Raw genomic sequence first — 14,043 nt, 5'->3', positions numbered from 1 at the left:
ACTACAAAAAACAAGTATTACACCCATCCCTTTCGGTACCTTCCAAAATGTCAATCAGAAAGGGGGAATTATTTGACTTTTCACGATTGGATCTATGAATATGATCCAGCTTAATTTGGCGGATTCTTTCAGGTTGGATTAATTCCTCTAAACTTTCATCGGATGTCCAAGTAAAATGTTCATCTACATTTTCATAATGCATGGCTTTCCTAAACAAATTGGGATGTTGTTCATAAAGCCAAACCCATTCTATTTTTTGCTGAAAGAAACAGAAATAACAACCGGAACGACTTCTTGCATATTCTCCTTTTTGACCATCGACCTCGAAAGGAATCTTTTCGTAGTATTTCGGGACACCCACTGGTCTTTCTTCAAGGATTTTGAAGATATCATCTCGAATCAAAACATCTTCGTTGTCTAAGAGTGGAAAATCATCCAATAAGGCGACGCTATAGTTTGTCGATTTAAGGAATTTGAAAACGACATGATTGAATTCCGGAACACCCAGGTTTAGAAGACTTTCAGTACTTTCTTTTATTAGTGCATTTTTTTCAGCCCTTCTATTTCGGTCAAATGGGATAGGTTTAGAAAAAACATGATGCACATAATCCAATTTGTCACCGCTTAAATACTCGTTATAACAATCGAGAATGTGATCAATATTGCTAGGATTAAAAATCAAGTTGAGCACATCTACGCTCCAAATATTTTTACGAAATGGGAAGATGGACTGAATATTTTCTTGCCTAGAAATATATCCTTCCCGATCCTCGTCACCTCGGATACCCACATACGAAAGAGTAGGATCGTTTTGTACGAAATTTTCGAAGGGTTTTAGCTTCATCATTGCCGTACACCAACGAGCTTGAGATGAGGGGAGGTAACCTCGAAAAATTTTGTAGTAATAATCGAAGGGGTCTTCATTCAATCCATGCAATTCCTCATTTTCGAGTTTTAGGATTGATTTACCTAAATAAGACTCCAGCTTTTCAATTAATTGATAAGTCTCATCTAATTCTTTCCCTGTGTCACAGAAATAATACTCAAAGTCTATCTGAGGATATTTCTCGTGCAGATAGATCGCTAAGGCTGCGCTATCCTTGCCTCCGGAGATTCCTAGTACATGCCTTACATTACTCATTGGTAAGTGCTTTTCGGAGGAGTTCAGTCAATATAGGAATTTTCATGCTATTTTCTTTTTCTAGCAAGGCTTCAATTTCTGATATGCGATCAGCTCTGGCTTCTAACTCATTTTTTTGAATTCGGACAATTTGGCTAGACATGCCATTTTCTTCCGTCGTGATATCCAGCTTTACTAAGCGTTCACCCGATACAGGTTTAGTATTCGAGAGGTCGGAAAGATTATCTAATGACCTAAAGATCTCAATAAACTTTTCTTTCAACAATGGTTCCTCAGTGTCTAAAAGTTGCTCTAATGGTTTATTAAGCACAACGAAAGAGAGTGAAGATATCCAAGAGTCACGATCATCAATTGGCGCACCTAGCCTATTGATGAAATTCCTTAGAGCATTGTTTAGTTTATAATCGCGTATGTTACTATACCGATCAATTAGACGTAATTTATATTCTGGGAATTCCAACTTCTCCTTGAATACTTCTTCCTGAAAACAGGCCTCAAGACGCTCGATTAGAGCTTGGAAAGCGGTTCGAAGTTCTTCAATTGCGGATTGAAGTTTTTGAATGTAGACGTCAAAATTTTTCGAATCATTTACTAGTAGTTCAGCATTATAACCCAATGCGTTTGGTATGTCCACAAAAAAAGTGTTCTCCGGGTCTTTAGCGGAGACTATAGCTTCTCTGAATTGTTTAACCTCAAGGGAAATTGAATTTGTTTTCTTGGAATAATCAGGGAGACCTTGATAAAAGGTAAGTAAAGGACGAATTGTTTCTATAAAAGAACTGTTATTAAATCGACTTACTTTTTTCCCATGTAAGAATGCCCTATAACGGTTAAAAAGTTCCAACCTTAGGTCGCTAAGTTGAAAGCCCTTTAAGGCGAAATCTTTAGGCGATCGAATTAAGAAATGCAGGGTGTTATCTTTAATTTGAGGCAAATATTTACCCTCTTTATATAAAGCAAAATCACTTCTACGAATAAAAAGAAATATGGGGATCCAAAAATCAATAAACCCTTCTTTTAACTTGAATGGTTTTGTCTTCAATCGCTCCTGCAATTCCGTAATAGGCAAGGGATAATGGACCGATTCACCGAGAAATGAATCGCACGTATCCCATAGCGCATGAAATGAAACTTCCTCTGGCCTTCCAAGCTCAAATTGATTTTCTTGTTTCCGATGAATACCAGTGCGCTTTAAAAGAGAGTAATAGATTGTTTTCTCTGCAGGCCATTTTTTTTCCGGAAATCCAAAATTTTCTTCCTCCCAACTTTGAACAAGAGCCTTAAATAGGTTGTTTCGAGCCGTAGAAATGGAACCGGAAACTTTATGTCTATTTATTAGCTCATGATAGAATGTAGGAGTGGCGTGATAAACCCTTTGGCAAATAAGAGAAAGTCTTTGATTTAATGCTCCAATATTTTGAAATGTTAATTCTTCTGTATTGTCAAACCAACGGATGTTACCATTGTAAAAACTCTTTGTAACATAGTGTTCCAACAACTTAAGGTGGCTTTCTTTTATGGATTTTAATTCCCGTTGCGCAATTTTGTCATGTTGATTGGTGGCGTTTTTTAAAACAGTTTCAACTTTTTCAATTTCAATAAGAGACAGTTCTATTTCATGGGACTTACTAAGTATTCCAAACAATATTGCCTCATCATTAGCCTCAAAACTTTGAATAAGATTGGTTATATCTAATTCATTGTTAAGGATTAGATTAATATAACCGTCGACTTCACCAATAGGGATCTTACTAACAGGAGTGTTGGATATAATGAACTCAAAGATCCTAGGAGTTCCTTTGTTAAAAGAAATGGCTTTGGCAATTACTGGCTTAAGGTTTAAATGAGCACCAAGTCGGCTATAAATGTCAATTGATGCATCTATCTGATTCTGCGCTGTTGCAAGTGCATGGTTAATATCCAGATCTGTGCCTTCAAATAGTTTGTAAGAATGACTGAATTTATTGTATCTAATTATCTGATAGGCTTCAAGTTCCTTAATGCCTGACGTCAGATTTTTAATATTAGAATAATAGGACTTTAAAAACGAAAGGTCGATTCTAGCACCCTTTGTAGCTAGTAGATTCAATAAGCCAATTGATTTGATTAATTTAAGAGCAGTGTCTTGTTCGCCCTCAACAAGAGATTCCGCTCGTTCAATTGAATCCTTTATAATAGCCCAATGAGAATAATCTGGATTTACTTTGCTTACAATGAATGAATAGAATTCCGAATAGACATAGTCATAGATAAAATCTAATGAAATTCTCTTTGCCCCTTTTTCAGCCTGCAAGAAGGTGTCTGAATTGAGAAAGTTAAAAAGAGACCTTTCATTTTGTCCATATTTCTGAATACAAATAGCCAATGCATAAATGGAAATGATATCGAAGGGATAAATACCTTCAACAATTTCCTGTAATTGAGCCTTAGAACATTTAAATAAGTGGTGACTTGATAATAGATCCAGAAGTTCGGATTGGGCAATATTCTGATTTGGTTTTTGTATGCCTCTAAACGCTAAATGAAGCAGCTGTTCAATAGGCTCATTGAACAATATTTGTTTAAATCGGCCTTCGATTTTTCTCCATTCAATTGCCAGGACTTCTTCTAATCCTTGACTGTAGGCATTAAAATTTTGGTGTTGGGAGGTAATCAGAATTATATTTCTATTTGGGGCATTGACAAATTCAGCCAACTTTTGGATGAAATATATCTCCTCCTCAGGGGAATTCTTAGAAGCGTATTCCAAATGTTTTCCAAATTCATCAATTATAATGACAAGCAATCCTGAATTTAGTTTTTCGTATTCTTCGAAAATCTTCTCAAACAGAAGTTGATTGCCCTTGTAATCCTCCTTAATTCCGAAGTATTCATTAAACGAGCTCCTGAGAGAGGCATATTCACCAATTAGTTTAATGAAGCCGAAAGAGTCATTAAAATTGCCCCGGTTTAAACCGAAATATGGCTTCTCTCCTTTAAGGCTTTTTTCTAAAGCCCATAAAAAGGATGACTTCCCCGTACCATAAGACCCAATAATATTAAATGCATGGGTTACGCGTATATTATTGAAAATATCTAATGCTGCCTTTGAAGCATTGGGAGTGGGGATGTAATTAAAGTCAATATTTTCATCTCTAATTACATTTACAGAAGTGGAATAGTTATTCGGCATAAAATTCATCAAGTATTTCCCATTTATCAATTGGCTGTTTGAATTGTAACTCCTTTACCCCAGCTTCATTTTTGTAAACTATACTTGGGTAATTATCCGCTAATTCTTCCAATTTTGATTCAAGATCTCTCTCATTCAATGCAAAAATGTTTCCAGGCCCATTTACTGAAGAATAGAGTGAATTGAAGTCAATAGAATTAGAATATTCGGGATTGTCTAAAATGCTGAATAATAAAATTTTGTTCGGGAGATCATCGGGAAATCGATTTTCTATTCGATATACAATTTCCCCGGAATAGTTCTTGCCCAACTCATGAACCAAGTTTAGATCGGCTAACAGACCTGAAGTGAACCCATCACCATCAGATCCTTTATCCATGTATGTGCGAATGAAGACAGAAAAGTCTTTCCCGAGTATATTGTCACGAAGACGGGAATTATTACCCTTGGCAAATGAAACAAAGTGTTCTTTGCTAAATTCAGGTTTTAGTTTTCGGAGCTCAGAAAAAATCTCTCGGTATATGCTAGCATTATTCGTTTTGCAAATCATATAGTGAAGCAACCAATTAGTGCCTTGATGTTCCAAGTAAGGATCCCACCCCTCATCATTCAAAAGTTGCTGAAATAAGGCGCTTAGGTTGTTATCTTCATCCAATGCGCCGAATGCTTTCATCCAATAGCGGATGGAATTAATCATATTCTTACCTACACCTAAATCAACCCCTGACTCTTCCGAAAAATTATCGTTAACAGTCAGATAATCGTACCCTTTTTTAAGCCAAAACAATCTGCAATGAAAGGTTTCGTGACCGGAATAAGTCATTTTATACATTTTCATCAAATTTAGAAGAATTCACTTAATCTTACCGACGTGATTGTTCAATACACAATCCCCACCCCATTTTTACGTTATAGCTAGACCCAAATCCGCTAAAACCATACGTAAATAACCTACTGATACCCCTGTGATGCCTTTAAAAACTACCCTGAAAGCCCGATTTGCGGGCCTGCTCCTTTTGGTCCTGGGCGGGCTCTCTGCCCAGGCGCAGCAATGCGCGTTGTTCAAAAGCGAAATCAACGACGTAAAGGACTTTGAGATTACCGTAGGCCAGCTTACGGACTCCCTGAAGGTCTATGCCGAAGCCGCCGCCTATGCCGCCCGTTTTGCCGATGGCAAAGACAACGCCGGCAAGGTGGAAGCCCTGGCGGGCCAGGCCCTGGCTGCCGCCCACGAGGCCGTACAATTTGCCTCCGAGGCCCAGTTCCACGCAGAGATCTGCGGCCTGGACGATGTGGTAACCTTTTCCATTAACGCGGAAAGCGCCGCCATAGACGCCCGGGATTTTGCCGAAGAGGCCTACCAGAATGCCAAGAAAGCCGGTACGGTAGGCAAGCTGGGAGACCTGCACTTCTTTATGCGCAAGTCCCTGGAAGCCGCCCGCGAAGCCGGCAAGTCTTCCGAAAAGGCCATGTACGCCGCCTACGACGCCTTCTACAGCTGTACCCACAAGGATACCGACGCCGGGAAGGGAGAGGAATAAACCCCTGCCCATGTATCCCTGAAAACACTGTGGTTCTAAGGCCGCTCACTTAACACACCCTAAAAGTCCCCTTGCGCACGGAAACCACCCGTTCACGCATTGGGGCTTTTCTTTTGATAGGTAGTGGCCGTACTTGGCGTAAAAAACCAACCCCATGGCCTACCGCATCCACATCCCCGAGCCCTGTTCCGAGAACTGGCACCACATGACCCCCACCCAAAAAGGCGCCTTTTGCGCGTCCTGCGAAAAAGAAGTCATCGACTTTACCCAAACCTCCCTGGCCGAATTGGGCCGCCGCCTGCAGGGCGGGCAAAACCTCTGCGGCCGCTTCCGCCCCGACCAGCTGGATACTCCCTTGCCTAACCCGTCGCGGCGGCGGTGGCGGGAAGGGGTGGCCGCCCTGGGCTTTACTTCCCTGATGTTCACCGCAGCCGAGGTCTCCGCCCAGGAAACCAAAGTGGAAGTAGTGCAGGTGGCCCAGGAGGAACCCGAAGAAGTAGAAACCGAGACCGTGCTGGGTGGCATTATCCGCGAGTCCCTGCCCATGCCCGAAACCGGTACCGAAATCAAAGGCGTGGTTATGGATGCCGATGGGGTACCCCTCCCTGGCGCCCGGGTTTCTGTGGTAGGCACCCGCCTGGCTGCCCAAACCGATTTTGACGGCAACTTCACCATTCGCCTGGCCTCCGTCCTGGCCGAAAAGGAGCTCCTGCTGGTATCGAGTTATCTGGGCTTTTACCCCCAGCAAATCCGGGTTAAGCCCGGGCAAGGGGCGAACATTACCTTTCAGGTGGAGATGACGGAAGATGTCCTAGGAGGGTTTGCGGTGTACCGTTCTAATATCTTTAGGAGGATAGGGAACCTCTTTAGAAGAAATCGGTTTTGAGCTCACCGCTGCTGCGCAGCGGTTCGCTTTAACTCCATTTTCCTTGGCAGCCGCGGAATTCTGTTCCCGACTAAAGCAATCACATTTCATTACCTTAGAAAGGTGAAGATCCTCCTTACTTCCCTGGGCACCCGAGGCGATATGGAACCCTTCCTGGCCGTGGCAGACCTGTTGCGGGCCGCCGGGCATGAAACCGTTTGTCTGTTCCCGGAGCAGTTCCGCAACCTGGCCGAAGACGGTGGCCACCGCTTTTGCAGCCTGGGCCCGGAATTCATGGAGTTATTGGAAAGCCCTTTGGGGAAAACAGCCATGGGCGGCAGCGGGACTACCTGGCAGAAGATCAAGGCCTACGCCAAACTGGCCAGGGTCTTTGCACCTATGCGGCGGGTACTGGCCCAGCGGCAGGCCGCTTGCATGGAACAGGAACAGCCCGATAGGGTGGTTCACCACGCCAAGACCATTTATGGATTTGTGTGGGGCATGCAGCACCCCGGGCAGGCCACCCTGCTGAGCCCTGTGCCCTATATGTTACACCCCACGAACCACCACAGCCATATTGCGTTCAACAAAAACTGGGGCAGGCGGGGTAACCGGGCTTCTTATGGCCTGGCCAATTTTGGCCTGGTGCAATCCATCCTGTCCGACACCAAAAAGATCCCTATGCCCACCCGGCCTACCCGGGCCGGGGTAAAGGACATCCTCCGCAGGCAACCCACCCTTTATACCATTTCCCCTGCCCTGTTTAAGCGCCCGCCGTACTGGCCGCCCCATGTACAGGTGCTGGGCTACCAGGAACGCAACAAAACCCGGAACTGGACCCCGCCTCCGGAGCTTGTGCAATGGTTAGAGGGCCATCCTAAAGTGCTGTTTGTAACCTTTGGCAGCATGACCAACCCGGAGCCTGCCCGCAAAACGGAAATCCTGCTTAGTACCCTGGAGCGCCTGGGCATCCCGGCCCTGATTAACACGGCAGGGGGCGGGCTGGTGGTTCCCGGGACCTATGACACCTCCCTGTTTTATTTTGTAGACGGTATCCCTTATGACTGGGCCCTGCCCCGGGTATATGCCATGGTGCACCATGGGGGATCCGGCACCACCCACCTGGGCGTAAAATACGGCTGCCCCAGCCTGGTCATCCCCCACATCATAGACCAGTTTATGTGGAACCGCCTGCTGGCCGAACAGGGCCTGGGCCCCAAAGGCCCCGGGATTACCCGCCTCTCCAAAGCCCGGCTACTACCGTTGCTAAAAGACCTTTGGGAGAACCCCGCCTACCACAAACAGGCTGCCGCCCTGGGGGCTGAAATGGCGAAGGAAGACTTTTCGGAACCGATTTTAAAAGCAATACTTGGCTGACGCCTGAGCTGAAGTTTGCTCCGCGTTGCAAGAACTTTTTTTTTCTTTTCAGGAGGATGGCTCCGCGACTGCGTCGCGTCGCCCTATCTCTTCATTTCTTTTGCTCGCCCAAAAGAAACGAAGCAAAGAAAATGGCGCCCTCGCTTAGGCGTTTTTGCAGTTTGCACTGCAAAACCAGGCACCGGAAGCTAAAGACGGTCCAAGGCTTCCCGCCTTCTTAACGCTTCCGATACCTTACGCTGAACCTCGGGGGTTTTCCGCCTGCGGCGGAAGTAAAATTTACGGGCTAGGATTTGGGTAAAGTTTTGCTTTCGTTAGCGCTAGCAATTCTTTGGTTTGGGCCCAATCCCGGCATAAGTTCTGAACCGTAGTAAATCGAGGAAGGGCGTGCTGACAACGAAGTTGAGCCGCTTCAGGGCCGAACGACCAAAATTCATCCAGTGGATGAATTTAAGTGAGGAGTTTATAGATTCAATCGCCTGAGCGCTGCGTAAGTCAGCGGCGGGCAGCACCCCTGACGTAGATTTCAAGGGGCAGAAGTTCGCCGGAAAGGCCCTTTCTTTTGGTTCGTTTTCTTTGGGCCAGCAAAGAAAATGAACATAAAGAGGTGACGCAACGCAGTTGCGGAACAAAACCATTCCGAAGGGAAGGAAAAGCGGTTGACCAGCAAAAAAAATGAAGAGATAGAGCGACGCAACGCAGTTGCGGAGCTATGTATCACACCCGAACAAACAACAACTATAATCGCTAAATACTCATATAAAGCGCTCATAAATAGAATATTATACGCATATACAAAAAATACGTCTTCAACGTGTAACAAATAACCCACATTTGCGACTCATAATAAGGCGGTATTCCCAAAAGATGTTTTCCGAATATCCCCAGGCCACCCAGAGTGGTGGGCCGGGGGAACCCTTAAGGCCGGCGCCCCGTTGCGGCCGGGCCTACTATGTAATCCTTTTCGCATTTTTTGCACGCGCAAAGGCCCCTTTCGAAAGGGAAAGTCCCTATATTGAGTACACTAAATACCAACACCTATGAACGAATGGTTTTCTGCCCTAACGGGCTTTGAGCAGGTCTACTGGGGCATTGCCCTGATAGCCTCCGTCTTTTTCGTATTTGTCCTGGTCAGCACTGTGCTGGGTGGCGACGCCGGCGAGATCGACGGGGACGTGGACGCGGAGGTGGATGGGGATACCGGCATCGGGTTCCAGTTCTTCACCTTCAAAAACCTGGTAGGCTTCTTTACCATCTTTGGCTGGTCCGGCATTGCCTTTCTGGACGCCGGCATGTCTAAGGTCATGGTAGTGCTGCTCTCTTTTCTATGCGGCCTGGCCATGATGTTTGTGATGGCCTTTATGATCTACCAGATCCACAAGCTGGCCAGCAGCGGCACCCTTAAGATTGCCAACGCCGTGGGCCTGATCGGGGAAGTATACCTGACCGTTGGGGGCGCCCGCTCCCGGATTGGGAAGGTGCAGATTACCGTACAGGGGTCCCTGCGCGAGCTGGAGGCCCTTACGGACCACCCCGAAGATCTGCTGCAGGCCACCGTGGTAGAGGTTACCGAAACCACGGCCAACGGCATCCTGATTGTAGAACCTTTAAACACTAACACATAATGATCAACCTCTTTTTATTGCTACAGGCACAGGAGGGCAACGGCTTTGCCCAGGTGGTCACCATCGGCTTTGCCATCCTCTTTGTCTTTATCCTCTTTATTATCCTGGTGCGCCGTTACAAGCGCTGCCCGTCCGACCGCATCCTGGTGGTCTACGGAAAAGTGGGCGGGGGCCAGTCCGCCAAATGCATCCACGGGGGTGCGGCCTTTATTTTGCCCGTGATCCAGGACTACGAATTCCTGGACCTCACCCCCATGTCCATCGAGGTAAACCTGGTCAATGCGCTCAGTAAGCAAAACATCCGGGTGAACGTGCCCTCCCGCTTTACCATCGGGATCTCCACAGAGCCCGGGGTGATGCAGAACGCAGCCGAGCGCCTGCTGGGGCTGGGCCTGCAGGACATACAGGAGCTCGCCAAGGAAATCATCTTCGGGCAGTTGCGCCTGGTGGTGGCTTCCATGGACATTGAAGAGATCAATGCAGACCGCGACAAGTTCCTGGCCAACATCTCCCAGAGCGTGGAGTCCGAACTGAAGAAGGTGGGCCTGAAGCTCATTAACGTAAACATCACGGACATCGTGGATGAGTCCGGCTATATCGAGGCCCTCGGGAAGGAAGCGGCAGCCCATGCCATTAACGCCGCCCGGAAGTCCGTGGCCGAGAAGAACCGGGACGGGTCCATTGGGGAAGCCAACGCCCAGCAGGACGAGCGCAGCCAGGTAGCGGCCGCCAACGCCAAGGCAGTGGAAGGCGAGAACCGGGCCAAGATCGAGATTGCCAACTCCGATGCGGAGCGCCGCCAGCGGGAAGCCGAGGCCGAGCGTTTGGCCATCGCCTCCGAGAAGGTACAGGCCGCTAAGGCCCTGGAAGAGTCCTATGCCGCAGAGCAGGAGGCCGAAAAGGCCCGGGCAGAGCGGGAGCGCGCCTCCCAGATGGCAGACATTATCGTCCCCGCCCAGATCGACAAGAACAAGGTGGAGATCGATGCCGAAGCCGAGGCCGAGCAGATCCGCCGCAGGGCCAAGGGGGAGGCCGATGCCATCCTCTTTAAGGCCCAGGCCGAAGCCAAGGGGATCTACGAGGTCCTCACCAAGCAGGCAGCCGGTCTGGACGAGATTGTAAAAGCGGCAGGCAACAACTCCAAGGATGCGGTGCTGCTGCTTATTGCGGACAAGTTGCCGGAGCTGGTGAAGCTGCAGGCCGAAGCCATCCAAAACATCAAGATCGACAAGATTACGGTATGGGAGAGCGGCTCCGGGGAGGACGGCAAAACCGCTACCTCCAATTTTATTTCCGGCATGTACAAGTCGGTACCGCCCCTGCAGGAAATGTTCAATATGGCGGGGATGCAACTGCCGGATTACCTCAAGGGGAAAACCCCGGAGGCCGGCGGGCAGGAGCCCCCTGCCGCCCCCGAATCGGAGGCGTCGCCCGAGTAAGGCACAGGCCCCGAAGAAAAATCCACCGCAAGGTGGATTTTTTTTGTTTGGGCCCGGCCCGGATGTGACCCACGTCCAAAACCGGTGTCTGAACGTATATAGCTACAAACCCAATACCATTATGAAAGCAAAAACCCTACTCGCCGGCATCCTGATGCTGGGATTTTTCGCCACCTCCTGCAAGGACTCCGCCAAGGAGCAGGAAGCCGTGGAAAAACAGGTAAAAGCCATTGAATCCGTAGAACAGGCGGTAGATTCCACCACTACTGTGATCAAGGAAAAGGCCGAAGAGGTAGACGCCCTCATTAAAGAATTAGACAGTATTTAATTAAACCCTAACCGTATGAAACGTATTGTATTTGCAGCCCTGCTGGCCCTGATGTACACCGCTACAGGCCTGGCTCAGGGAAAAGCCCAGGATAAGGGCAAGGAAAAAGCCAAAGAGAAGCGCGAGATGGCGCAGCAGAAGAAAGAGAAGGCCCAGGACCAGGCCGAAGGCACCATGGAAGAGGCGGAAGCCCAGGCCGAAAAAGGCAAGGAGAAAGCCCGTGAGATGCAGGAGAAGGGCAAGGAGCAGGCTGGAGAAGCCCGCGAGAAAGCCCGTGAGATGGAAGAGGAAATGGAAGAAGGCCGGGAAGAAATGCGCGAGCAGGCCGGCAAGATGAAAGAGAAGGCCGAGAAGAAGGGCAACGCTTACGGCCAGTTCAAAGGCGATATGACCGGCCGGGAATTTGGACAGTACCGCGCTTCCCAGGCCCGCCAGAAGCTGGACGAAGCCCAGGTGGCCCTGGAGGAAGATGAGCGCGTGCTGCGCCGCGGCCGCACTGCGCTTGACGAAGCCCGCCAACGGGTAGAAAAAGCCAAAGAGGCCGGGGAAGACCAGGAGGTCATTGCCCAAAAGGAAGAAAAACTGGGCGAGGTGGAAACCAAGCTCAACGAACTGGAAGAGACCATCCGCAGAGGCAAGGTCAAGCTGGAGGAGAAGAAAGAACAACTCCGCAAGCTGGGCGAGATCCAGGAATAACATCCCCCACTGCTTAAACACGTGAAAAGGCCATGTCCGGATTCCTCCGGGCGTGGTTTTTTTATTCCTGCAATGGGGTTGCAGGGTGGCTTCGCACCTTTGGGTATGCCACCAGCCCATCTGTTATACATCACCTCCAATACGGCCCGCACGGTTTATTACGTTGGGGTTACCCGTAACCTGCACCGCCGCCTGACCGAACACGAAAACGACAGCAAAGGGCTGCGGTTTTCCTATGCCGGGAAGCACGGCTGTTACTGTCTGCTCTACCTGGAAACCTATCCGGATTTTCGTAGTGCCCGCCGGCGGGAGCGGGAGATCCGCGCCTGGCCGCCGGAGCGGCAACAGCAATTGATCGCCCGGCAAAACCCCTCAGGGGAATGCCTCAATACCGTTTGGAAAGGGGAGGTGTAACCCGGCTTACTTCAGGGTGCGGTCTACCTCCTGTTTCAGGAAGTACCCGGTCACTAGGGTGGCCAGCACATCGGCAATGGCAAAGCTGATCCACACCCCCAGCTCCCCGAAAAAGCGGGGCAGGATCAAAATCAGGGGGATAAAGAAAAAGCCCTGGCGGGTAAGGGTAAGCAAAAGGGCCGGAATGGCTTTCCCGATGGCCTGGAAATAAGCCGCCCCAATAAGCTGTAGCGCAATGATGGGGGTGGCGGCAAACACCCACCGCATGGCCCCCGGGGTGTGCTCCAGCACAAAGGCATTGTTGGCCATTTGCTCCGCAGACAACCCCGCCCGGTTGCTCAGGAAAAGCTCGGCAATTTCTGCAGGGAAAGCCATGAGCAAAATAAAGACCAGGGTGGCCACGGCAGCCGCATATTTGATGGCGGTATAGATGGTTTCCTTCACCCGGGCGTATTTATGCGCCCCGTAGTTGAACCCGGCAATGGGTAAAAAGCCCTGGGTAACCCCGAATACCGGGAACAGGGCAAACATGAGCATGCGCCCAATAATGGCATAGACGGCCACCATGGGCTCCCCGCCCAGTTCAAAGAGGATGTTGTTCAGCAGCAGGTAGGTGATGGAGGTCACAGCCTGCCGCGCCAGGGTTACAAAGCCCAGGGCGCCCATCTCCTTCAGGATGCCGGGTTCCAGCCCCAGGTGGTGCCACCCGATCTTGAGTTCGGAGTTTTGGGAGAGGAAGAACCAGAAAATGTAGGCAAAACAGACCAGGTAGCTGCCGGTGGTGGCCCAGGCGGCCCCTTCCATCCCCCAGTCGAACACGTAGATAAAGATGTAGTCAAAAACCAGGTTCCCCACCGAGGGGATGATCATGGCAATCATGGCAAACTTGGGCTTGCCTTCGGCCCGGATTACCGTGTTCCCCATCATACACAGCGCCAGGAAGGGCACCCCGTAGAGTACAATGGTGTAATAGGTTTTGGCCGGCTCAAAGATGCCGCCTTTCCCCCCGAAGGCCGGGATTAGCCCGTCGGCAAACCAAAGGCCCAGGGCCACCATAGACACCGTGATCAGGAGGGTCAGGCTAAGCTGGTTCCCGAAGGTGCGCAGCGCTTTTTCCTTGTGGTCCGCCCCCAGGGCGCGGGAAATGATACTGCTGCCCCCAATGCCAATGGCCATCCCCAGGGCCGCAATAAAAAAGGACACCGGCAGCACCACATTGATGGCAGCAATGGCGATAGACCCAATCCAGTTGCCCACAAAGATGGTATCTACCAGGATGTTCAGGCTCATCACCAAAATCCCGATCGCTGCGGGCACAGCCTGCCGGATCAGCAATGGCCCGATGAGTTGGGTGCCGAGTTGGTCTGAGGTTACTTTAGCCATAGGGGTTTGAAGGGAGGTTCAAAGGTAATTGAATTGGATGGCAAAGCCAGAGAATTTTCCTT

Annotated in this window: 12 protein-coding genes; 8 read left to right on the top strand and 4 right to left on the bottom strand. The window is 49.1% G+C overall.

Features of this window, described 5'->3' with window-relative positions; genetic code table 11:
• Window position 1: 1 nt before the first annotated feature.
• From OZ410_RS03665 to OZ410_RS03655, 3 genes are read right to left on the bottom strand one after another with little or no spacing between them, the layout of a single operon-like run.
• Window positions 2–1,141, bottom strand: a complete 1,140-nt coding sequence (locus OZ410_RS03665) for a phosphoadenosine phosphosulfate reductase family protein (protein WP_277706560.1) — start codon at window positions 1,139–1,141, stop codon at window positions 2–4.
• Complete coding sequence (locus OZ410_RS03660; RefSeq protein ID WP_277706559.1) at window positions 1,134–4,313, bottom strand: hypothetical protein; 3,180 nt, start codon at window positions 4,311–4,313, stop codon at window positions 1,134–1,136. The genes OZ410_RS03665 and OZ410_RS03660 overlap by 8 nt, the downstream gene beginning before the upstream one ends.
• Window positions 4,303–5,151, bottom strand: a complete 849-nt coding sequence (locus tag OZ410_RS03655; protein ID WP_277706558.1) for a DUF4007 family protein — start codon at window positions 5,149–5,151, stop codon at window positions 4,303–4,305. Before OZ410_RS03655 ends, OZ410_RS03660 begins: the two co-directional genes overlap by 11 nt.
• A 130-nt stretch (window positions 5,152–5,281) precedes the next feature.
• Here OZ410_RS03655 and OZ410_RS03650 point away from each other — a divergent pair, with 130 nt between their 5' ends.
• The 8 genes from OZ410_RS03650 (at window position 5,282) to OZ410_RS03615 (ending at window position 12,598) form a co-directional block, all read left to right on the top strand.
• Window positions 5,282–5,854, top strand: coding sequence for a hypothetical protein (locus tag OZ410_RS03650; RefSeq protein ID WP_277706557.1), 573 nt, complete (start codon window positions 5,282–5,284; stop codon window positions 5,852–5,854).
• Between the two features lie 154 nt (window positions 5,855–6,008).
• A complete protein-coding gene (locus OZ410_RS03645) occupies window positions 6,009–6,740 on the top strand; it encodes a carboxypeptidase-like regulatory domain-containing protein (RefSeq protein ID WP_277706556.1) in 732 nt (243 codons plus the stop codon).
• Between the two features lie 102 nt (window positions 6,741–6,842).
• A complete protein-coding gene (locus OZ410_RS03640) occupies window positions 6,843–8,096 on the top strand; it encodes a glycosyltransferase (protein ID WP_277706555.1) in 1,254 nt (417 codons plus the stop codon).
• 1,040 nt (window positions 8,097–9,136) lie between these two features.
• Window positions 9,137–9,721 carry a hypothetical protein gene (locus tag OZ410_RS03635; RefSeq protein ID WP_277706554.1) on the top strand — a complete coding sequence of 195 codons (585 nt, stop codon included), beginning with the start codon at window positions 9,137–9,139 and terminating at the stop codon, window positions 9,719–9,721.
• Window positions 9,721–11,160: a flotillin family protein gene (locus OZ410_RS03630; protein ID WP_277706553.1), complete on the top strand. Its 1,440-nt coding sequence runs from the start codon at window positions 9,721–9,723 to the stop codon at window positions 11,158–11,160. Before OZ410_RS03635 ends, OZ410_RS03630 begins: the two co-directional genes overlap by 1 nt.
• A 121-nt stretch (window positions 11,161–11,281) precedes the next feature.
• The gene (locus OZ410_RS03625) at window positions 11,282–11,488 is read left to right on the top strand and encodes a hypothetical protein (RefSeq protein WP_277706552.1); all 207 of its coding nucleotides are present in this window, start codon (window positions 11,282–11,284) and stop codon (window positions 11,486–11,488) included.
• 15 nt (window positions 11,489–11,503) lie between these two features.
• Window positions 11,504–12,184: a hypothetical protein gene (locus OZ410_RS03620; RefSeq protein ID WP_277706551.1), complete on the top strand. Its 681-nt coding sequence runs from the start codon at window positions 11,504–11,506 to the stop codon at window positions 12,182–12,184.
• A 105-nt stretch (window positions 12,185–12,289) separates the two neighbouring features.
• A complete protein-coding gene (locus OZ410_RS03615) occupies window positions 12,290–12,598 on the top strand; it encodes a GIY-YIG nuclease family protein (RefSeq protein WP_277706550.1) in 309 nt (102 codons plus the stop codon).
• A 6-nt stretch (window positions 12,599–12,604) separates the two neighbouring features.
• Here OZ410_RS03615 and OZ410_RS03610 read toward each other — a convergent pair whose 3' ends face one another.
• Complete coding sequence (locus OZ410_RS03610; RefSeq protein ID WP_277706549.1) at window positions 12,605–13,981, bottom strand: MATE family efflux transporter; 1,377 nt, start codon at window positions 13,979–13,981, stop codon at window positions 12,605–12,607.
• Window positions 13,982–14,043: the final 62 nt, after the last annotated feature.

The sequence above is a fragment of the Robiginitalea aestuariiviva genome (genome assembly GCF_029537735.1).
Classification (GTDB): domain Bacteria; phylum Bacteroidota; class Bacteroidia; order Flavobacteriales; family Flavobacteriaceae; genus Robiginitalea; species Robiginitalea aestuariiviva.
The sequence above is the reverse complement of the archived record's forward strand: the minus strand, read 5'-3'. Positions and strand labels throughout refer to the sequence as shown.

Bases quoted from the DNA above. Each gene is read 5' to 3' on its own strand.
- OZ410_RS03665 (WP_277706560.1), bottom strand. From the start codon at position 1,141: ATGAGTAATGTAAGGCATGTACTAGGAATCTCCGGAGGCAAGGATAGC.
- OZ410_RS03645 (WP_277706556.1), top strand. From the start codon at position 6,009: ATGGCCTACCGCATCCACATCCCCGAGCCCTGTTCCGAGAACTGGCAC.
- OZ410_RS03625 (WP_277706552.1), top strand. From the start codon at position 11,282: ATGAAAGCAAAAACCCTACTCGCCGGCATCCTGATGCTGGGATTTTTC.
- OZ410_RS03630 (WP_277706553.1), top strand. From the start codon at position 9,721: ATGATCAACCTCTTTTTATTGCTACAGGCACAGGAGGGCAACGGCTTT.
- OZ410_RS03660 (WP_277706559.1), bottom strand. From the start codon at position 4,313: ATGCCGAATAACTATTCCACTTCTGTAAATGTAATTAGAGATGAAAAT.
- OZ410_RS03655 (WP_277706558.1), bottom strand. From the start codon at position 5,151: ATGAAAATGTATAAAATGACTTATTCCGGTCACGAAACCTTTCATTGC.
- OZ410_RS03650 (WP_277706557.1), top strand. From the start codon at position 5,282: ATGCCTTTAAAAACTACCCTGAAAGCCCGATTTGCGGGCCTGCTCCTT.
- OZ410_RS03615 (WP_277706550.1), top strand. From the start codon at position 12,290: ATGCCACCAGCCCATCTGTTATACATCACCTCCAATACGGCCCGCACG.
- OZ410_RS03610 (WP_277706549.1), bottom strand. From the start codon at position 13,981: ATGGCTAAAGTAACCTCAGACCAACTCGGCACCCAACTCATCGGGCCA.
- OZ410_RS03620 (WP_277706551.1), top strand. From the start codon at position 11,504: ATGAAACGTATTGTATTTGCAGCCCTGCTGGCCCTGATGTACACCGCT.
- OZ410_RS03635 (WP_277706554.1), top strand. From the start codon at position 9,137: ATGAACGAATGGTTTTCTGCCCTAACGGGCTTTGAGCAGGTCTACTGG.